This window comes from Steroidobacteraceae bacterium, from assembly GCA_041395505.1.
In the GTDB taxonomy this organism is placed as follows: Bacteria; Pseudomonadota; Gammaproteobacteria; order Steroidobacterales; family Steroidobacteraceae; genus JAWLAG01.
On sequence record JAWLAG010000002.1, the window covers coordinates 218,827 to 238,641 of the forward strand.

Annotated in this window: 22 protein-coding genes; 11 read left to right on the forward strand and 11 right to left on the reverse strand. The window is 63.0% G+C overall.

The window, feature by feature from the left end:
- Positions 1–131: 131 nt before the first annotated feature.
- Both R3E77_13760 and R3E77_13765 read left to right on the forward strand, forming a co-directional pair.
- Positions 132–2,129, forward strand: coding sequence for a marine proteobacterial sortase target protein (locus R3E77_13760; protein ID MEZ5500477.1), 1,998 nt, complete (start codon positions 132–134; stop codon positions 2,127–2,129).
- Positions 2,126–2,740: a class GN sortase gene (locus R3E77_13765; GenBank protein MEZ5500478.1), complete on the forward strand. Its 615-nt coding sequence runs from the start codon at positions 2,126–2,128 to the stop codon at positions 2,738–2,740. The genes R3E77_13760 and R3E77_13765 overlap by 4 nt, the downstream gene beginning before the upstream one ends.
- Here the strand turns inward: R3E77_13765 and R3E77_13770 are convergent.
- Genes R3E77_13770 through R3E77_13780 form a run of 3 tightly spaced genes read right to left on the reverse strand, consistent with a single transcriptional unit; the run spans position 2,673 to position 5,784 of the window.
- Positions 2,673–3,260 carry an OsmC family protein gene (locus R3E77_13770; GenBank protein MEZ5500479.1) on the reverse strand — a complete coding sequence of 196 codons (588 nt, stop codon included), beginning with the start codon at positions 3,258–3,260 and terminating at the stop codon, positions 2,673–2,675. The two genes, R3E77_13765 and R3E77_13770, sit on opposite strands and share 68 nt — an antisense overlap.
- A 14-nt stretch (positions 3,261–3,274) precedes the next feature.
- Positions 3,275–4,777 carry an FAD-binding protein gene (locus R3E77_13775; protein ID MEZ5500480.1) on the reverse strand — a complete coding sequence of 501 codons (1,503 nt, stop codon included), beginning with the start codon at positions 4,775–4,777 and terminating at the stop codon, positions 3,275–3,277.
- Positions 4,777–5,784, reverse strand: a complete 1,008-nt coding sequence (locus R3E77_13780; GenBank protein MEZ5500481.1) for a hypothetical protein — start codon at positions 5,782–5,784, stop codon at positions 4,777–4,779. The genes R3E77_13775 and R3E77_13780 overlap by 1 nt, the downstream gene beginning before the upstream one ends.
- 90 nt (positions 5,785–5,874) lie before the next feature.
- On the opposite strand from R3E77_13780, the gene R3E77_13785 reads away from it, so the two are divergent.
- The 4 genes from R3E77_13785 to R3E77_13800 are packed head-to-tail and all read left to right on the forward strand — an operon-like array spanning position 5,875 to position 8,655.
- Positions 5,875–6,174, forward strand: coding sequence for a hypothetical protein (locus tag R3E77_13785; GenBank protein MEZ5500482.1), 300 nt, complete (start codon positions 5,875–5,877; stop codon positions 6,172–6,174).
- A 5-nt stretch (positions 6,175–6,179) separates the two neighbouring features.
- Positions 6,180–7,037, forward strand: a complete 858-nt coding sequence (locus R3E77_13790) for an SDR family NAD(P)-dependent oxidoreductase (GenBank protein MEZ5500483.1) — start codon at positions 6,180–6,182, stop codon at positions 7,035–7,037.
- A gap of 2 nt (positions 7,038–7,039) precedes the next feature.
- Positions 7,040–7,447, forward strand: coding sequence for a heme-binding protein (locus R3E77_13795; protein MEZ5500484.1), 408 nt, complete (start codon positions 7,040–7,042; stop codon positions 7,445–7,447).
- 5 nt (positions 7,448–7,452) lie between these two features.
- The gene (locus R3E77_13800) at positions 7,453–8,655 is read left to right on the forward strand and encodes a class I SAM-dependent methyltransferase (protein ID MEZ5500485.1); all 1,203 of its coding nucleotides are present in this window, start codon (positions 7,453–7,455) and stop codon (positions 8,653–8,655) included.
- Here the strand turns inward: R3E77_13800 and R3E77_13805 are convergent.
- Positions 8,574–9,692, reverse strand: coding sequence for a sensor domain-containing diguanylate cyclase (locus R3E77_13805; protein ID MEZ5500486.1), 1,119 nt, complete (start codon positions 9,690–9,692; stop codon positions 8,574–8,576). The genes R3E77_13800 and R3E77_13805 overlap by 82 nt on opposite strands.
- Positions 9,693–9,826: 134 nt before the next feature.
- On the opposite strand from R3E77_13805, the gene R3E77_13810 reads away from it, so the two are divergent.
- Positions 9,827–10,807 (forward strand): magnesium transporter CorA family protein, encoded by a 981-nt coding sequence (locus tag R3E77_13810; protein ID MEZ5500487.1) that lies wholly within the window; start codon positions 9,827–9,829, stop codon positions 10,805–10,807.
- An 88-nt stretch (positions 10,808–10,895) separates the two neighbouring features.
- Here the strand turns inward: R3E77_13810 and typA are convergent, their stop codons facing one another.
- Both typA and R3E77_13820 read right to left on the reverse strand, forming a co-directional pair.
- Positions 10,896–12,731 (reverse strand): translational GTPase TypA, encoded by a 1,836-nt coding sequence (gene typA, locus R3E77_13815; protein ID MEZ5500488.1) that lies wholly within the window; start codon positions 12,729–12,731, stop codon positions 10,896–10,898.
- A 108-nt stretch (positions 12,732–12,839) separates the two neighbouring features.
- Positions 12,840–13,520, reverse strand: coding sequence for a DUF3313 family protein (locus tag R3E77_13820; protein ID MEZ5500489.1), 681 nt, complete (start codon positions 13,518–13,520; stop codon positions 12,840–12,842).
- A gap of 202 nt (positions 13,521–13,722) precedes the next feature.
- On the opposite strand from R3E77_13820, the gene R3E77_13825 reads away from it, so the two are divergent.
- Positions 13,723–14,277: a YcbK family protein gene (locus R3E77_13825; protein MEZ5500490.1), complete on the forward strand. Its 555-nt coding sequence runs from the start codon at positions 13,723–13,725 to the stop codon at positions 14,275–14,277.
- Positions 14,278–14,291: 14 nt separating this feature from the next.
- On the opposite strand, the gene R3E77_13830 is transcribed toward R3E77_13825, so the two are convergent.
- From R3E77_13830 to R3E77_13840, 3 genes are all read right to left on the reverse strand, one after another.
- Positions 14,292–15,917, reverse strand: a complete 1,626-nt coding sequence (locus R3E77_13830) for a L,D-transpeptidase family protein (GenBank protein MEZ5500491.1) — start codon at positions 15,915–15,917, stop codon at positions 14,292–14,294.
- A gap of 28 nt (positions 15,918–15,945) precedes the next feature.
- Positions 15,946–16,917 (reverse strand): universal stress protein, encoded by a 972-nt coding sequence (locus R3E77_13835; protein ID MEZ5500492.1) that lies wholly within the window; start codon positions 16,915–16,917, stop codon positions 15,946–15,948.
- 89 nt (positions 16,918–17,006) lie between these two features.
- A complete protein-coding gene (locus R3E77_13840) occupies positions 17,007–17,456 on the reverse strand; it encodes a host attachment protein (protein ID MEZ5500493.1) in 450 nt (149 codons plus the stop codon).
- 175 nt (positions 17,457–17,631) lie between these two features.
- Between R3E77_13840 and R3E77_13845 the strand changes: the two genes are divergently transcribed.
- Positions 17,632–17,883 (forward strand): DUF2934 domain-containing protein, encoded by a 252-nt coding sequence (locus R3E77_13845; protein MEZ5500494.1) that lies wholly within the window; start codon positions 17,632–17,634, stop codon positions 17,881–17,883.
- A gap of 57 nt (positions 17,884–17,940) precedes the next feature.
- Here R3E77_13845 and R3E77_13850 read toward each other — a convergent pair whose 3' ends face one another.
- Positions 17,941–18,240 carry a hypothetical protein gene (locus R3E77_13850; protein MEZ5500495.1) on the reverse strand — a complete coding sequence of 100 codons (300 nt, stop codon included), beginning with the start codon at positions 18,238–18,240 and terminating at the stop codon, positions 17,941–17,943.
- Between the two features lie 97 nt (positions 18,241–18,337).
- Between R3E77_13850 and R3E77_13855 the strand changes: the two genes are divergently transcribed.
- A complete protein-coding gene (locus R3E77_13855) occupies positions 18,338–18,820 on the forward strand; it encodes a MarR family winged helix-turn-helix transcriptional regulator (protein ID MEZ5500496.1) in 483 nt (160 codons plus the stop codon).
- A complete protein-coding gene (locus tag R3E77_13860) occupies positions 18,817–19,218 on the forward strand; it encodes a hypothetical protein (protein MEZ5500497.1) in 402 nt (133 codons plus the stop codon). Before R3E77_13855 ends, R3E77_13860 begins: the two co-directional genes overlap by 4 nt.
- Here the strand turns inward: R3E77_13860 and R3E77_13865 are convergent, their stop codons facing one another.
- Positions 19,219–19,686, reverse strand: a complete 468-nt coding sequence (locus R3E77_13865; protein MEZ5500498.1) for an NAD(P)H-dependent oxidoreductase — start codon at positions 19,684–19,686, stop codon at positions 19,219–19,221.
- Between the last annotated feature and the right edge of the window lie 129 nt (positions 19,687–19,815).

A 19,815-nucleotide genomic window follows, 5' to 3' on the forward strand; every position in this document is an offset into this window, starting at 1 on the left:
CACGACCCCCATTTCGAGCGGCCGGCATGGACCGCCGCCCTATTTTGCCTCAAGTGCGCCATGGTGCCGTCAGAGTCTGTCGTCGCCCGGACAGGCCACGGGTCTGCAATAGCGCCATGGAGGGCTGAAACATGACTCGGACTGCATTGATCGGTCTTGTCGCGCTACTGGGTAGCGCAGGATTTTCGCCCGCATGGGCGCTGCACGCCGACGAAGCCAGCTCCGGCACCCTGCTCATGCTCTACGACGAAGCGACGGAACCGAGCGCGGCGCTTCGACTCAGCAGCGAAATTCGTGCGAGCGTAGTCGGGAATCTGGTGCGCGTTACCCTCGTGCAGCGCTTTCGCAATGACGACGACCGGTGGGCCGAGGGCCTGTATGTTTATCCGCTCGCAGCAACCGCGGCCGTCGATACGCTGCGTATGCGCATCGGTCAGCGTGAGATACGCGGCGAGATACGCAGCAAGGACGTCGCTCGCGCGGAGTACCGCCAGGCGAAGGCACAAGGCCAGACCACCGTACTGGCCGAGCAGGACCGGCCCAACATGTTCACGACCCAGGTCGCGAACATCGAACCACATGGGCAGGTCCAAATCGAGATCGGTTATCTAGATACCGTAGCGCCGCGCGATGGCGAGTACCGTCTGCATATTCCGCTCGCGATCACCCCGCGCTATGCGCCCGTCGGCCAGGACAACCGGGCGCCCGATTCGCCGTCTCGCGAGCTCGTCGAAGGCAGTGCGCAGGAATTGACCATCGGCATCGATTTCGCGCCGGGCTTTGCGCCGGCGGACCTTCGCAGCCTCAATCACCCCTTGACGAGTGACATGCATGACGGTATCGGCGAACTTCGCGTCGCCGGCCGCAACCTGCCGATGGATCGGGACTTCGAACTGGTATGGCGGGCGGCGCAGGATGATGCGATCAGCGCTGCCGCCTTCAGTGAACAGTTCGGGGGTGAGCGGTTCACTCTCCTCACGCTGACGCCGCCAGTCGATCCGTCGGCCCGGGTTCCAGCCCGGGACGTCGTTTTCATCGTCGACACCTCGGGTTCGATGGGCGGGCCTTCCATCGATCAGGCTCGGGCCGCACTGCAAATGGCGATTCGGCGTCTTCGCCCTGAGGATCGCTTCAATATCATCCGCTTCGCCGACGATGCCGAAGCACTCTATATGACTTTGCAGCCGGCCAATTCACTGCATGTCGGGGAAGCACAGCGGTTCATCGCCGCCTTGACAGCCGATGGCGGCACGGAGATGCGTGACGCGCTCGCGATGGCCCTCGCCATGTCGGGTCAGAATCCGCTGCAGCAAATCGTATTCATCACCGACGGCAGCGTCAGCAACGAACAGGATCTGCTCGGCATGGTCGAGAACCGGCTGGGCAAACGACGATTGTTCACCGTCGGAATCGGCGCCGCACCCAATTCCTGGTTCATGCGCGAAGCAGCGATAGCAGGACACGGCAGTTTTGTGTTCATCGCTGACAGTGCGCAGATTGCCGAGCGCATGAGCAGCCTGTTCGAGAAACTCGAGCACCCGGCATTGCGTGAACTCGCTTTGCAATTTCCGGATGGCGGCGACTACGAACTTGCGGCGCCACTGCCGGGAGACCTGTATGCCGGCGATCCGCTGATGATCGTCCTGCGCCACCACGGCATCATCGATCGACCGTTGCTATTGAGCGGCAGTGACGCCAATGGCTACTTCAGCACGCAATTCGCCGTACGCGAACTGGCTCATCCGAGCGGCATCGGCAAACTGTGGGCGCGCGAACGCATCGCCTCACTCGAACGCTCGCGACTTCGAGCCGACCTTTCCTTGGATGCACGCGCGGCAATCGATCGGGACATCACGGTGGCAGCACTGCGTCATGGCCTTGTGACACGCCTTACGAGTCTCGTCGCCGTCGACAAGACGCCGGCACGCCGGCCAGGCGAGGCGCTTGCGCAGCGGCAACTGCCGACGGTCGCGCCACGTGGCAGCTTCTGGGCGCGCGAGGCTGGCATGCCGAGCACTGCCACCGGCTCGCCGCTGATGATTGCCGTTGGCATGCTGCTGTTGCTGCTCGCTGCGGCGCGATACTACGTGGTGTCGGTCCGCGCCCTGCCCGCGGTGTCGTCGCCATGAACGCGGGCGCCATCAAGCTGCGCTCAGTGCTGCTACTCGCGTTGCCCGGCATCGGCCTTTTGGGCAACGGCGGCTGGATCCAGGCAAAAGCCTGGTTGGCTCAGCGCCTGATCGAGCGAAGCTGGCTGCAGGCACGCAACGGTGTGATCGCACCGCGTCCCTGGCCATGGGCCGACACGACCGCGATTGCACGGCTCGCGCTACCCCGCATCGGCACACATCGCCTGATCCTGGAAGGCGCGAGCGGCCGCAACCTGGCATTCGCGCCCACCCACGACGCCGCCAGTGTTCTTCCCGGCGAGCTCGGCAACAGCATCATCGCCGGCCACCGCGATACCCATTTCGCATTCTTGCAGGAGGTTGCCGTCGGTGATTCGCTCGAAGTCGAGCGGGTTGACGGGCAGCATTTCTCGTTCAGGGTGACCAGCACCCGCATCGTCCACGTGGACAAGGCGCGCATCCTTCTCGATGCCGATCAGCCGATGCTTACGCTCGTGACTTGCTATCCATTCAATGCGCTGCTGCCCGGTGGCCCGCTGCGTTTCATCGTCGTGGCCGAGCTGCGCGACCGATCAGCCGGTCTTCAGGCGTACGCCCCGCGCGCAGACTGAAACGCTCTTCGAACAACGCCCGGCGGCTGCCGGCGCGATACCAGGTGACCAGCATCGGAACCCTTGCAGCGCGAAACAACCCGAGTTGCGGACAACGCCGGTGGGTTTCCTTGGCCAGGTCGCGGATCCGGGCCACCGACTCCCTGGTGCGAAGCGTGAGATCGAAATTCAGTTGCTGGTACTTCGGCTGCAGGTGCAGGTCGAAGAAGAAACCGCGGATATCGATCAGCGAACGCAGCTTGGTCTTCAGATTGGCGTAGCGAAATTTCTGGTCGCGCGCCACCACCGCAATCGTGATCGACGTGCACCCTGCCAGCGCCGCAAGCTGGGCATGTACCGGTGTCCAGCCACGCGACCGGCCGCGTAGATCGGGTGGGTCGCCGATATCGAAGCCTTCAGGTTCGTCGAACATGATCGACGGCTGGCCGTCGAAGTACGCCTCGACACGCATTTGTTCATACGATCGTGTCGTCACATCCGAAATGCCGATGTACTCGGGGTAGGTGGCTTTCTCACGCATCGAGATTCACTCCTTCAGATCGGCAATCGCTCGCCGAGCAATCGCCCGAAAGTAAGCGCCGGTGTCAACATCATGCCTGCGGCAAATGCCTTGCCCATGGTTGCACCGCTGCCGAGTATTTCCCCGGCTGCGTACAGATTCTCGACCGCATCGCCGCCGCCGCGCAGAACCCGCAACTGTGCGTCCACGGTCACGCCAACGACGGATGTCGCCGAGTGGCCCTGGTGCCGTATGGCATAGAACGGCCCTCGCGAAATCGCATGCGGCGCGTGGCGGCGTCCGAGGGGATCCCTGCCACCGGCCACCACCTTGTTATACGCGGCGATCGTGGCGGCAAGGCCGTGGGCATCGATACCGGTGGCCTGTGCCAGGGCGTCTACGCTCGATGCCGAGGAAAACATGGGATGCCGATTGCAGGCAGCGCGCAGTTGCTCGCGGCTCCAGCCTTTGATCCCCGGCGGCGCCGCGCGAAGAATGGCTTCGTCGAACACGATCCAGTAGCGCAATTCACTCTGCCCGAGCAGGGACTGCTCGCGTCGCAACAGATCGGGCTCGTCCTCGCGGACGAAACGCTCGCCGAGCTGGTTGACCCAGATTTCCCACGGCGGGCGATCCTGTGGCACCGTGTTGAACCGCGCATATACCTTGGCCGGATAATGCTCATCGGCGAGGATCGAGCCGAATCCGGAGCGGTATTTTTCGCGGCCGCGCAGATAACCGCCTACCGACGTCGCGAGCGCAAGGCCGTCGCCCTGCGAGTGGACATAGGCGGAACCGGCATAATTGGGATAGCCGCACAGTTGTCGAAACAGACTGCCGTTGGCGGCATACCCGCCACAGGTCAGCAGCACGTTGCGCGCGTGAAATTCCTGCGCCCTGCCCTCGCGCAGCACGCTCGCGCCGCGCACGGCGCCGTTGTCATCCACCAATAGTTGAGTCACCCGGCTATCGAGCGCCAGGCGGATGCGCCCATCGGCCAGCAAAGGCTCGATCTCGCGCAGGACGACCTGGAGGATGGATCGGCCCGCATCGGCACCCCAAAGGTAACGGCGACGGCTGTAGGCCGGTCGGCCGGGAGACGCTCCGGTGACCGGGTGTCCGGGTAATGGCGTGAAGCCCGCGCTGAGCAACCAATCGATCGTCGCCCCGGCATTGTCGGCAACGAGGCGCGCGATGTCGGGATCCGCCGTACCCAGGGTGACGCGCATGATGTCGTCATAGTGCAACTCGGGCGTATCCTCGATACCAAGTGTTCGTTGCAGACGTGTACCGGCACCGCTGATCTGTCCCTGTGCAATCTGCAAGGTGCCGCCGATGACCGGTGCCGCATCCACCAATTGCACGGAAGCACCACGGCGCGATGCGAAGATGGCGGCCGGCAAGCCCGCCGTGCCGGCGCCGATGATCAGATAATCCGTCGCGTTCGGCCTGGGCTCGTTTGCTCTATGGCCGAAAGCGGGCGCTGCGACCGTGGTCGCCGCCGTGCCCAGCAGGAAATCGCGTCGTCGCAACGGCATCAGCGTCGTTCTTCGATCAGCTCGATGAGTTCGCCGGCCGGGCCGCGTGTGGTCGCGCTGCGCGCGCCTGCATAGAGTTTCCCCGGCAGCACTGCCGGCGGCCGCAGCCAGGTGACAGGCACTGCATCGAGATCCGCGACAGCAAAGCTGGTCACGGCGATGCCGGGCGGCAGGCGCCCGCGCGGCGCCTTGCGCGCAATGGTGTCAGCCGGATAGCCGTCGAATTCCAGCATGTTCCCCGGATCGCGCAATGCCATCACGGCAAGGGGATACTGGTAGTCGGCACCACGTCCCTGAGCGCGCTGCACCACGCCGATGGGCGTCGGCCTCACCTTGCCTGGCTGCAATCCGAAAGTACTGGCATACCAGCCAAGCATGGCGTCGATGTCGCTGCCAGCCAGCACCATGATGAATATGCGACCGACTTCGCCGCCGGGTAGCGGCAATCGCGACTTGCTGCGATCGCCGGTTTCGGCCGTAAGATACAACACCTCGCGCGAAGGTCCCTTCACCTGAAAGGCGTGGATACTCGGCAGACTGTTGAGCGGCGCGGGCTCGCCAATGACTTCGAAAGGCGCCGCTCCCAAACGCCCACGCAATGCCTGCGGCTGGTCGACGATGATCTCGATGCTGTTCCATCCCCAGGTCGTCATCGGACGGAAGCCGCCAGGCGGCTTCATGGCAATGAAGCGAATGCAGACATCGGGCGCGGCGTCCGGGCTCATCAACATGAATGGCAGGCCGGTCATGCGCGGCGCACCCAGGCTGCGCGCAACCGCCGCCGGCAGCCGGCCACGCTCGCGGACCTGATACCCGAGCCAGGCACGATAGTGCCGCTCGGTCTGCACGAGGTCGGCAGCCAGCACGGTCGCGGCACGGATTCTCAGCAGGCTGGGCTCGCCGGCGCGCGCAGCCGTACCGATTGAACAGAAGAACGCACAGCCCAGGACCAGCAGGAGACGCCGCGGCGGCGTCCGCAATCCGGCAGGTGGAGCCATTCCCGTCATCGCCAGCCTCCCGAGGTTCGCGCAGGTGGAAATTCATTATACTCATAGGATGATCCGCGAAGCGCCAAGACACAGGCCCGGTACGCCCCGGTGAGCGAGCGCAGGAGCCCGGCCGAAGTTCAGCTGCCGCGCCTGAGCAAAGGCAAGCGGCCGGCGTTTTTCGCGGATCCGGACCTCGATCAAATCATGACCTTCGTGCTGGAACTGACCACCGAAGTCGGCGCGCTGCGCGAACGTCTGGATACCGTCGAACGGCTTCTCGATGCCAAGGGCACCGTGACGCGAGCGGACATCGAATCCTACGAAGCGCCCGCCGCCGTCGAGTCGGAAAGGGCAGCGTGGCGCGACGCCTATATCAAACGCGTCCTGCGCATGCACCAGAGGCGTTGAGGGCCGTGACCCGTTACCCAGGAATCGATGGACGGGTGGCGATCGTCACCGGCGCGGGACGCAGGCAGGGTCTCGGCGCGGCCATTGCGATGCGCCTTGCGCAATGCGGTGCGCGCCTTGTCGTGCACGATCTCGGCGAACTGGCCGGTGAACTTGCGCCCGAGCACGGCATCGGCAGAATCGAGGAACTCCATGCAGTACGCGACGAGCTTCGCGCTGCGGGCGCCGAAGCGAGTGCATGTACCGGCAACATGCTGAGCGAAGCCGACGTCAAAGGTTTGATCGATCACGCTGTCGCTAGGTTTGGTCGCATCGATATCCTCGTCAATAACGCCGGGGTGGGTTATCTGTTTGGCCCGCTGGTCGAGCTCACGCAAGCGCAATGGGACCAGGTGCTCGGCGTGAATCTGCGCGGCTGTTTTTTCGCCATCAAGCATGCCGCAGCGCAGATGCAGCGGCAAAGCAGCGACAGCGATTGGGGCGCCGGGCGCATCGTTTCGATTGCCTCGAAAGCGGCCAAATCCGCCTCGGCGCTCACATCCGCCTACAGTGCGTCCAAACACGGGCTCATCGGCTTGACGAGATCGGCGGCGATCGAGCTCGGCCCGCAGCGGATCACCGTCAACGCGATCTGCCCGAATCATGTCACCACCGGCCTGGGAGCCTGGCAGAATCAGTTCATGTCGAGCGCGCGCGGCCAGAACGTCGATGAATACCTGGCAGCGATGCGCGCGCGAATTCCTCTCGGACGCGTGGGCCTTGCAAGTGATACGGCCAATGCCTGTGCCTTCCTGTGCTCGAGCGAGGCAAGCTACGTGACCGGCGAAGCCATGAATGTCTCGGGCGGTGAGGAGTACCATTGACCATGCGGCGGCTCCCCGCATTGACCATCGACGACGCGAGAGAATTGATGTCCGCCTGCCGAAACGCTGCGCAGGCTGGCGGCTGGCAGGTGAGCATCGTCATTGTCGACAGCGCCGGCGCTGTTCTTCTTGCCGAACGGTTGCAGTCCCGCGGCTTCACAATGGAAGTCGCCCTTGGCAAGGCCAGGACCGCGGCCAAGTTGCAGCAGCCGAGCGGCGCCATCGCCGCGCGCATCAAGGACATGCCGGGCCTCATGGCGCTCGACATCGTGCCGCTGCAAGGTGCCCTGCCCCTCGTTGCCGGCGATCATTGTGTCGGCGCAATCGGTGTCTCGGGCGTGGCCGCCGCAGACGATGAGAAGATCGCCGCTGCCGGTGTAGCGGTATTCGCCAGATTGAGCGGAGTGTGATGCGCATGAACATCGAACGATGCTTTCGCCCGACCCACGACGAACGAGCGCGACAGAAGATGATCAGCATGCTCCGCAAGCACGCGATCATCGATATGCGCCAGGACCTGCGCATGGACTATGAGCAACGCATCGCGCCGACGATTGCGGACAAGGTCAACGAACCAAGTCAGTGGCGAGCGATCCGGCACGCCATGGAATCAGAACCCAGTTACCGCTTTTATTCTTCGATTCGCTACAATGCCCAGGAAATGTGCTACCAGTCGGTGCAACCGGCGGTCGAGCGCGGCCTTGGGGAAATGATCGAAATGGCGCGTCAGCTGGCGAAATCGCCGCCAGCCGGCAGTTCGCTACGCCTCAACCCGCACCTGCAGGTCCCGCGCTATGTTTCGGCACTCGATGTGCACCTGGCGCCGGGCTGCTTCCACTCCGAATTCACGGCTGATGACGTCGCCCAGGGCGCGGTCATCGCGCAGGGCGGCAAGGTATTTACCGGCCAGCACCCCTATCGCAAGCGGCCCGGCGTGGTTGGTGAATCCGTCGCGAACTGGCTCGGCGAGAAGTATCCCGGATTCAAGCCGCGCAGGATTCTCGATCTTGGCACGACCAGCGGCAAGAATCTCCTCCCCTATCACGCCGTATTTCCACAAGCCGAGCTGTACGGCATTGACGTCGGGGCCCCGGTATTGCGCTACGGACTGGCACTGGCGGCCGCCGAGGGTGTGCCCGTGCATTTCAGCCAGCAGAATGCCGAACACACGGATTTCCCGGACGGCTTTTTCGACTTGATCGTCTCCTCATTCTTCTTTCATGAAGTTGCACTCAAGTCGACGCGGCAAATCCTCGTGGAATGCAGACGGCTGCTGAGTGCTGGCGGTGCCATGGTACATATGGAATTGCCGAACGAAGCGGCAGTCAGCAGCTACGAGAACTTCTTCTGGAACTGGGATACCGAGAACAACAACGAACCGCACTACACCGTATTCCGGGAGCAGCTGCCGCAGGAGCTTTGTACCGCGGCGGGTTTTCCCGCCGACAGGTGCTTTGCCCACACCATCGCCGACTACGCGACCGCGGGAGTCGAGCGCTTCGCGAAAATTGCCCGCGGCGAGCTCGCCGCACCAGGTCACGGCAGCGGTGGCTGGTTCGTGTTTGGAGTCGCGCCGGCACCAACGACACAGTTGCGCCCCAGCGACTTGGCCCGATAGAGCGCCGCGTCAGCATCACCCAGGATGGCCTCGACGCTTGCGCGGCCACCCGAGTAGGTGGCAACGCCGATGCTGATCGTGACCTGGCGTTTCTCCCAGCTGCCGTTGGCGACGGCTGCGCGAAATCTCTCGGCAAGACCCATGGCACCGCTTTTCTCGGTGACCGGCAGGATGATGGCAAACTCTTCGCCACCGTAGCGCGCCACGGTATCGCTCTTGCGAACGCTGTCGCGCAGGAGACTCGCCACCTGCACGAGCGCGAGATCGCCCGCGGGATGGCCGAACTCGTCGTTGTAGCTCTTGAAGTGATCGACGTCGAGCAGCATCAAGGACAGGTGTTGGCCATAGCGCGAGGCCTGTGCCAGGGCCTGTTCGAACTGCATGTCGAATGCGCGCCGATTGGCAAGTCCCGTCAGCTCGTCCGTCAGACTCTGGGTCTTGAACCGCTCGTTGCGTACCGTGAGGGTTTCCTGTCGGTCCTCCAGCAATTTCTGGTAGGTTTCGAGAAATTTCCGATGCTGCTCGTGCTCGGCCATGGATGCAAAGGACTCCAGTTGCGCGGCGATCTGTCCGGCGACAACCTGCATCACATCGACCATGTTGCGCGCGTCGCTGCGCGTCTTGGAATCGAGCGCGAGCACGGCACCGATTTCATCGCCGACTCCGCTCAGCAATGGCGCGATCATCGCGAATCTCGCGCCGAGGGACCTGCAATCGATGCCGCTCACGCGTAGTTCATCGTGCAGCAGCAGGTCCGGTATGATCAGCAGCTCGCCGCTTCGTCGCAACCCGCTGTCCGAAAGCCGGCTGCAGGCGTCCCAGTCGCAGGCCGCAATGCCAAATGATCCGCGCACCCAGCGCTCGCCGTGATGGGAGAAGCACACGAGCATGGTCGGAACGGCGCAGGCGCGGGCAGCGATGAACGCCATGTCGTCGAACTGGCTCTCGGCCATGCGTTCGACGACCGCGATCCAGCCCACGCCGTGGCGTCGCGAATCGTCCGGGTCGACATCATTGAGTAATCTGGCTGCGTCCATGGTGCACGGGCCCGCGGCGTGACCACCCGCCGGGGTATCCCTATTGATCGGCCGGCACGCCGGACCCTTGAGGCGCAGCGACTGGAAACCCGGCCATTTCCGCAACGGCCTGCCGATGTGCTAAAAACAAGACGATGATCACATTCTGGCGACAGGACGGGTCGGGTCTGCACCGGACATCGTCGGAGAATGACCTGGCGGCGCCCTCCAGCCCGACGCCCGGCGACCCAACCTGGGCCTGGATAGCGCTCGACAGCGAGCCGGCCGAGCACGAGGCGGCAATCATGCGCAGACAGCTGAATGCACACCCCGAAGCGGTCCGGGATGCGCAACGCCAGCGTCACCCGCCCAAATTCGAGGACTTTGGCGACTATTCGTTCATATTGCTCAAAGAGCTGCAGCCAGGTGAGTTCAACGGTGACTTTACGACGTCGCAGCTGGCGATATTCGTCTCGGCGACGAAGATACTGACGCGTCACAACGGCCGCTCCATGGCCTGCGAGCAATTGGCACGGGAACTCAAGGACACGGAACATCCGACGCCGGTCGACGCCTGGCGCTTGGCCCTACGGCTTTGCCGCATTGTTGCCGACGGCTTTCTCGAGCGATTGATGAAACTCGAGTCACGCCTCGATGCAATCGAGGATCAAATCGAGCACGAACCGCGCGATGCGCTCCTCAGCGAACTCAGCAGCCAGAAGCTTGAACTGCGCCGGCTGCGCAGGACCTGTGTTTATCATGCGCAATTGTTCAGCGGCCTGCGCCAACTACCGCCCACTGCGCTGGTCATGCCGGACTCGGCACCGGCGCTTAACGATGTTTCGGAGCAAATGGAAAGGACAGCGAGCCTCGCCACGCTCTATCACGACCTTGTGGGCGATCTGACCGAGTCCTATCTGTCCATGGCTGCTCACAGGCTCAATGGAATCATGAAGGTCCTCACGATCGTCACGACGATTTTCGTGCCACTCGGTTTTCTCGCCGGTATTTACGGCATGAACTTTACGCACATGCCGGAGCTGGCCTCGCGCTATGGTTACTACCTGCTGCTCGGTTTCATGGCGGTGGTGGCAACTACGCTGCTGTGGCTGTTCCGCCGCCGCAAATGGCTTTGAGCGCGAACCAAACCGCCTGCAAACATGCCGCCGCGACCATCGGCCGGTGCGCGTCAGAAGGCGGCTCGGCCGGGATGCAGGACAGGCTCTATACGGTCAGCGCATCGGCACGGCGCTTGCGCTCATGCGCTTTCAATTGGCGTTTGCGTAACCGGATAGACTGCGGCGTAACTTCGACCAGCTCATCGTCCTCGATGAACTCGACAGCCAGTTCCAGAGTCAGCGGCACCGGCGGCGTGAGCAATATGTTCTCGTCCTTGCCAGCAGCGCGAATGTTCGTAAGTTTCTTCTCGCGCACCGGATTGACGACCAGATCGTTTTCGCGACTGTGGATGCCGATGATCATGCCCTCGTACACCGCATCCGAAGGACTGACGAACAGCCGACCACGCTCCTGCAGGGCAAAAAGCGAGTAGCCGGTCGCAGCACCTTGCTCGTTGCTGACCAGCACGCCATTGCGCCGACCGGGAATATCGCCCTTCACCGCATCATAGCCATCGAATATATGACTGCTGAGGCCGTTGCCACGCGTCAACGTCATGAATTCGCTCTGAAAGCCGATGAGCCCGCGTGCCGGAATGCGGTATTCAAGGCGCACCCTTCCCGAATTGCGGCCGTTGCGGTCCGGTTCGATCACCATGTCCATCAGCTCACCGCGTCGTTCACCGAGCGACGCCATCACATCGCCCTGATGCTCGGCATCGATGTCGACCGTCAGGGCTTCGTAGGGTTCCAGGGCCTGGCCATTCTCGATACGCTGCAGGACCTGCGGTTTGCCGACAGCGAGTTCGTAACCCTCGCGGCGCATGTTTTCTATGAGGATGGTCAGGTGGAGCTCGCCGCGGCCGGCGACGCGAAACACGTCAGTGTCGGCGGTCATCTCGACGCGAAGCGCAACATTGCTCTCGAGTTCACGAAGGAGGCGATCGCGAATCTGCCGGCTCGTGACGAACTTGCCCTCGCGACCGGTGAAGGGAGAACTGTTGACCTGAAATGTCATCGCCAACGTGGGCTCATCGACCTTGATCGGTGGCAGCCCCTGCGGCTGCGCTGGATCGCACAGGGTGAGGCCGATGTCGACCTTCTCGATGCCGGTCACTGCCACGATATCTCCAGCACTCGCTTCGGCAACCGGCTCGCGTTCGAGTCCTCGAAAGCGAAGCACCTGGCCGATGCGTCCGCTGCCACGGTCGTCATCGCCGTATAGCAGCTGCACGGTAGCGCCAGGGCGCAACACGCCGCGCCGCATACGACCTATACCGATTCGGCCAACATAGCTGTTGTAGTCCAGCGTGGAGATCTGCAATTGCAGCGGCATATCGCGATCGGCGCTCGGCGCCGGCACGTGTCGCAGGATTGCCTCGAACAAAGGCGCCATGTCAGTGCCTGGCCGTGTCGAATCGGGGCTTGCCCATCCCTGCAATGCCGATGCATAGACGATAGGAAAATCGAGCTGCTGATCCGAGGCGCCAAGCTTGTCGAACAGATCGAACGTCCGGTCAACGACCCAGTCGGCGCGTGCGCCTGGCCGATCGACCTTGTTGACGACGACAATCGCCCGCAGTCCGAGCGCAAGGGCCTTGCGCGTTACGAATCGGGTCTGTGGCATCGGTCCTTCGACCGCATCGACAAGCAGAATGACGCCATCGACCATCGAAAGCACGCGCTCGACCTCGCCTCCGAAATCGGCATGCCCCGGGGTGTCCACGATGTTGATGCGCGTGCCGCGATATTCGATCGCGCAATTCTTGGACAGGATGGTGATTCCACGTTCGCGCTCGAGCGCGTTCGAATCCATGACGCGCTCGGTGACTTTCTCGTGCGCAGCGAACGTGCCGGACTGCCTGAGAAAACAATCGACCAGGGTCGTCTTGCCATGATCGACATGGGCGATGATGGCGATGTTGCGAATATTGGGCTGCACGATCGGGATAGGCCGAAAAAAGGCCGCGCAGATTACCAGACCGCCTGCACGCTCGCCAGCGGCAAACTCCTGCGGACGCCGGACACAGGCCGGGAGGCCTGGGTCGGGTCAGTGCAGGCGGCCGTCCTCGGCGGCGGGCTGCTGGCGCGCCGTCTCGAGCAGTGCCTTTAGGGCCTCGGCCCACTTCGCCGCGGCGCGCCGCACCGACTGGTCATTATCGAGCGCGGTCGTCAGTTCCAGCCAGTTCGACTCGGGGTCGCGTCGTCGGTCGCGAATGCGCGCCAGCAGTTCGCCCGTTACCGAGTCGCGAAGCTCGGCGTTGAGCGTCATTTCACCCGTGGTCAGCGTGTATTGGCGCACGATTCCCGGCCGCGACACATCGGGCGCATTGATGTAGAGGTCTTCGACCGCAACCCGCACGCTGAGCACGTCGGGCCCGGGATGGTCGACGACCTCGTACCGACCGTCATTTTGCAGCACTTTGCGGAATTCCTTGGCGAGAACGCGGGCCAGCCGCTCGCGCAATTGCAGATTTTCACGATCCGATACCTTCACGCCCGCTGGACGGGGATCCCAAGTCTTGCTGAATGCTACTTCCATCGGCTCGAGCACCAGCTGGCGGTACTGGGCCAGCGATACGCCGGGCCGCATCCGCAATGACTGCAGGCCGCTCGCACGCCTCGGCTCGAGGCCGTCATCACTTCCTGCGGATTGAGGTGCCTGTGCCAAGGCAATGCCTGCGAGGCAGGCGATGCCTGCCGTCATGGAGACGATTCTCGATACCCTCATGGTCGACGCTCCTCATGCCTCGATGCAACATGTTGACATATCAGGCCGATTGCGTCTGGCGTGCCGCATCGCACAGAAACCGCCAGCCGGTTCGCCGACCTCTTGCAACGACGTGCACAATCGGCAATCCTGAATACCGGTTCTGACTGCCACCAGGCGCAGCGGTTCCGCGAGCGTGCCATTTCAGACTCGGCGAGGCGACATGCAACGGTGCACCCGGCGTCAATTCACAACCCTGGCAGCGAGCCTCGGGGTCGCTGCCGTATCGGCCCGCTCGGCGTTCGCGACGATTGCGACCGCGCTCCCGGGGGAACAGCGACTGCAACTGCTCAATGTGCACACGGGCGAGGAGTGTCATTTCTGTTTTGCCCGTGATGGCTCGTACGATACGGCCGGCCTTCGCGGCCTGGCACATTTTCTTCGCGATTTTCGCACTGGCGAGGAGCATGAAATCGACCCGCGTCTTTATGAGCTGCTGCATAGCCTGGCCGTTGCTTGTGAGCGCGAGCCGCGCTTTGAAGTCATCTCGGGCTATCGCTCTGCGGCCACCAACGCGATGCTGGGCGCGCGCTCCACGGGTGTTGCAAAACAGAGCCTGCATATGTCCGGGCAGGCGATCGACATCCGGCTCAAGGATGCCAGCATCGAGAAGGTGCGCGATATCGCCCTGGGGTTTCAGCTAGGCGGTGTTGGCTACTATCGACGCTCCAATTTCGTACACCTCGACACGGGCCGTGTCCGCAGCTGGGCCGGCTGATTCGGCTCATCGCGTCACGGTGCATCGCGCACAGTACGCGCAAGCCTCGAATCCAATCCGTAAATATCGGGAAAAAACGCCACCCCGTCCGCACCCGCCTGTGCTGTCAGGTACATCGCATGGAACCTGAGTGGCCGTTCGAGCCGCAGGTTGATCGTTTCCTCCGCTGCCATGACCTCACGGATACGGCCTGCCGGCCATTCGGCGCCGCCGCTTCGCAGGCCATGGCCTAGCACGAATTGCGCCAGGGCGGAGGGTTCGGCGAGTCGCAGACAGCCATGGCTATATGCGCGGCAGGCCGTATCGAACAGATCCTTCGCCGGCGTATCGTGCAGATAGACACCATAGTCGTTCGGCATGCGGAATTTGATGCGACCAAGCGCATTGCCCGCGCCTGGTCGCTGCCGCAGACGCATCGAGCCGTTGGCAACGGCCACTAGTGCCGCGCCGCGGGCGGGCGATGTCCGCCCATCGACCGTTACAGCCTCGAATCCGTTGCGCGTCAAATAGCCCGGGTGGGCTCGTTCCAGCGGCAACAGCTCCCGCGTGGCAATCGAGACCGGTACGTCCCAGAATGGATTGAATATCACCTCGGTGATCACCGCCGAGAATTGCGGAGTGCGCCAGCGCTCATCGTCCTGGCCAATCACGACCCGCATGGCAAGCGGAACGTCTTGCGATGCACCGGCCGCGTAGGCAAACAGGGTGAATTGCGGCAGATTGACGATCACATAGGGTTCGTCCTGCTGGCCGATCCATCGCCATCGCTCGAGGGCGAGTTCAATCTGCATGACACGCTGAGCGAACGGCACCCGCAGTTGAGCTAGGGTTGCAGGCCCCAGGACACCATCGGCCTGCAAGCCGCTTTGCATCTGGAAGCGGCGCAGGGCCAGTGCCACCTGCGGTCCGATGTGCGTCGGATCGACTTCGTCTGCGCCTGCGAGCGCGCCGTATGCACGCAGGATATCGATGAGCTCGCGAACGGCGGCGTATTCGTCACCCTCGTGGAGCACGCCGCCGCGCGCGTCGGGCAGTTGCCGCGGATTCAAATCCGATCGTGCCAGGCTGCGAAACCGCGCCAGCTCCGGGAGGAGCGATTGGTATTGCGGCAGTTGGCAGGCTGTCGATTCGGCGAGGACGCTCAGGGGTTCCGCCGCAAGGCGCCGCATCGAGCCCTCCACCAGGCTGCGGATCCGATCCAGACTCACCTTCGGAAAACCAAAACGCGCGCCATCCACACGACCCACCTGCAGGTCGACGAGGAATCGCGCGACCGATGATGTCATGGCGAGGTCCCAACCCGCCATGGACTGCAAGTCCTTGTTGCCAGCACCCAGTGACCTCATGGTTTCGGCGAGCCAGCTCGCCTGGTAATGGCGCGGATCCAGTCCGTGTTCGAAGGATCGCTGAAGCACGAGGACAGACTCACGCGCAGCGGCCGTCGGCCGCCTGTCGCCAAGCCACAGCGGTCGATAATCGCGCGCCGCGTATTCTGTTCGTATGGCTTGCAGGATCGCCGATGCACGCGCTGACGATGGTTCCGGCTGCGATGCAAGCCGCCCTGCCAGGACTTCCTCCAGCGTCGACTCGCCGACCGCGACCAGCGGGAAAACCAGGCACAAGGCCGCGGCCGCGAGCACGGCCGTGCGTCGAGCGCGGCGGCGTGCGTCAGAGTGGAGCAGCGGCCCGCACCAGGTGACGCGAGGTCGCTGGCACGGAAGTCTTGAATTGCCGCGGCTTGACGACAAGGATATCGGCATCGATCTGGTCCAGCACGCGTTCGGCGGTGTGGCCGAGGAAAGCGCGCTTCAACGCGGAGCGCGACACCGCCCCCATGATCACCAGGCCCACTCGCAACCGATTGACGATCTCGCTGAGTACCTGGTCGGCCGCGCCGGATTCGATTTGTATATGCGCCGCAGGGAGTCCGGCAGCATCGGCAAGTTCACGAAGCTTCGTCTTGACCCGTTGTCGGTTCAATTCGCTCGACTTGTCGTCGGCGGGGACGCGCACGGGCTGGCCATCGAAGCCGACGACATAGTCCGTTGCCGGGCGCCGCACGTGTACGACCGTGGTCGAAGCATCGAGTATCTTTTCGAAGAACGCTGCCTGCGCAAGAATATCGCTATCGAGCTGCGCGGGCTTGTCGTGGCTGTGCTCTGGATCGACGGCAGCGACGATCGAGGACTCCCGCAGATTGCGGGCCGATTTCATCAGGAGCGTTGGGACCGGCGATAATTCTATCAGCCTGAAATCCGTATGCCGCACGAGCAAGCGACCCAGGGCGCCTCGCTGCTGCGCATCGATGGCCAGAAGGTCCGGCTTGCTGCGCAACACCTGGCGAATGATGCCTTCATAGGCTGGACGGTCCCACCGCACGCTCGTATGGACGACCGTACCGCGCGATCGATAGGGTGACGCGAGTGCTTCGAGCGCAGCCCTGGCAGTTCGTACCTGGTCGCGAATGGTCGCCGCCGCCGCGCGCTGGGGCAGGTTGGCGTCGGCAATCACAGGACTGAAAGCGACATGAAACAAATCGAGTTCAGCGCCCGCTGCCGCTGCCAGGTCGGCGACCTTGGCGAGAGGTTCGTTATCGGTATCGAACGGATCGCGGATCGCGAACAGGATTTTCTTCCACATGGCATCGCTCCGGCTGCCCTGCGGCTACCCTAAGTCGAGGCCCGTATACGCGCCATTCGTTGTTTCGCAATCGTATTAGGGATATTTACCTACAAGCGCTTGCGAATCTGCGTCACATCGGCGCGGACCCAGTCACGTGGCAGCTCCTCTGCCAAAAGCGTCCTCGTCGCGGCGCTGAGGGCAGCGCGCAACGTGCCGAGAAAGCGCGGCGATGCAACCAGCACGATACGATCATAGTCACCCGACTGTCGTTCGCGGTCGAGCCGCCTGGCGATGCGTTTGGCGAATCGCTCGGCGATCACCCGATGCGGCTCACGGTCAGGGCCCGGCGTATGGCCGCGTACGCTGTGTCGCCCCGTCGATGTCGCGCTGCGCGCGTAAATGCGTCCAGCGCGGTCGCTGTTGATCTCGGTCGGTCGCAATCGAGCCGCAGGCGAGACCAAGATGGCCTTTTCCTCGAGCGGCGCGCCTTTGCGACGACTCTCGCGATGAAAAAAGCGCGCGGCGCTTCGGTCGCAGACCAGTACCAGTGTTGCCATGCGCATTCCTTGGCAGCATCCGAAGCAGCAACTTAGTCCCGTAAAGGCAGTTCGCCGATACGTAATTGTCACAAGGTGTTGCCTGGTTAGTGCGATGCCACTTGATGCGATGTGAGAGGAACTTGCCGGCGCAACAGGTGTCTAGTATGAACTCGTCAAGCTAGGGAGCGGTCCGATGCCACAACGAACCCCCACGACCTCGCCTGCACCCCGACGATCGACCCGGAGCGCCTCGCCGGGACGTTCCCCAAAGCGCGCCAATCGCGTCATCGAGCGCAGCACGGCATTCGTCGATCCTGATACTCGCCACGACATGATTGCAAAGGCCGCCTATTACCGCGCAGCCGGACGCGGCTTCGCGCCGGGCAACGACCTCGAGGATTGGCTGATCGCCGAGCAGGAAATCGATGCTCGTCTGCTGACCTAGAGCCGGCGCACTGCAGGAGCGCTGCACCCCTCGCGGTGCCTTGCGCTTGCGCCTGCCTCAGGGCGGGTAAACTGCACCCAGCCAGAACAGCCCGTAGACTGCAGCAGTCATTGCGAATTGAATGAATGCCCAGTTCTCGAACCGGATGTTGCACAACCGGTGGCGTATACCGTTCGCATTCAGCCTGCGACCAATGGCATAGGTCAAGACCAGCGCGGCCGTTGCGGCCAGCAAATAGGGCCATAGCCGCCCGCCCGCCGGCACTGTCAGCTGCAAGAGCCAATAGGTCAGCAGATAGGGCAGCACCATCAGTGCTGGCGCCAGGAACCCAAGGCCGGTGAATGAAATCGCGACCATGGCTCATGCTGCGCCGAGCCCGCTTTGCCAGCCACGGACTGCATCACAGATTCATCAGGTCCTTCTTTGACATGCATATACATGTCAAAATATGAGCATGAAAGTGGGACGAACGACGCCACGTCTGCATCTCGCCGGAACCAGCGCCTGCATGGCGTTCGCACTGCGCAGGACCGCGCGGGCCATTTCACGCCACTATGATGATCAGCTGCGCGCCTGTGGCCTGCGCGTCTCGCAGCTGACCATTCTCATCGCGCTTGCCAAGTCCGGTCCGGTGTCAATGACCGAGCTTGCCGCAACGATTCACGTCGATGCAACCACGCTGTCACGAAACCTTCGGCCCATGGCCCGCAGCGGCTGGCTTGAGATCTGCGCGCGCGGCGCAGGGCGGCATCGATCCGTGGCTTTGAAGCCCGTTGGCCGACGCGTGCTGGCGCGTGCGCTGCCCCGTTGGCGTCGCACCCAGCGGCGTATGTTGGCGGCCTATGGCGCCGTCGACTGGAATCGATTGCGAGCCGACCTCGACAGGTTGCTCTACGCGCCGGAACGAAGGCATAGCGGCACGCGTAACCGGCCGTGACAGCCGACACGCGCCGATCGTTGCGCCTCGATTGCCCCTATCTCGGACCACTTATTGCTCGTACGGATCTTCATGGCGGTGGCATTCTGTTCGCAACGGTTTACCGCGAATTGATTACCTTCCACGGCGACTCGACTGTGAATCGACGAAACGAAATCGTGCTTTCGGTCGCGCAATTTCATCGCGAAGCTCAGCTAATAGAGAATGTACACAGCGAGGGACGCTACCATTGGAACGATCGTGAGCATCTCGTCTGTGAATTCACCGACCAGCGCTTCAACGGCGTACTTTGCGGAGCGAACCGCGAAATGCTGGTTTTCGATATCTTCCGACCGTCCACTCGAATCAGCAGCAGCTGCGTCTATACGCTTGCGACCGCGACCTCGACCGGGTGCTGATCAAAAAACGCCCGCAACCAACCCGACCGCCATTGTCGCCCCGAGTTCCTCGACGCGCGCCAAGGCCGGCGCGTCAGGCGCGCCCACCACGATGACCGGCGGCGCAATGAACTTCCATCGGTATCCGATGCTGATCCGCTCGACCGCCGCGGCAGCGCCGCTGCCATCGTTTCCGGCGCTGATGAATAGCCCGACCGGCAAGCCCTCGGTGCGGCCTTCGACGGGATAGAAAGTACGATCGAAAAAATCCTTCAGCGCGCCTGACATATACCCGAAATGCTCCGGCGTGCCCATCAACAGGCCTTCGCACCAGAGCAGATCCCCGCTGGTGGCGACAAGGGCCGCTTTGGCGCGAAGGCAGATGTCGCTGCCTGCCGCCGCAACACCACGCAAAACCGCGTCGCGCAATTGTTCGGTGCGGCCACCTTCATGACCACCCCAGATGAGCAGCAGGCGCTTGGCATCCATGGTCCAAGCATAGGTGCTCCGGCCCGGGGCTGCGAGCGGCATGCGCCAAACGCCAGGTGGTGGATCCAAGCGGTAGTTGCGATCCCGGTTGAAAATGTCGCCATAATTTGTGCCCGGCAGGACAGTGCC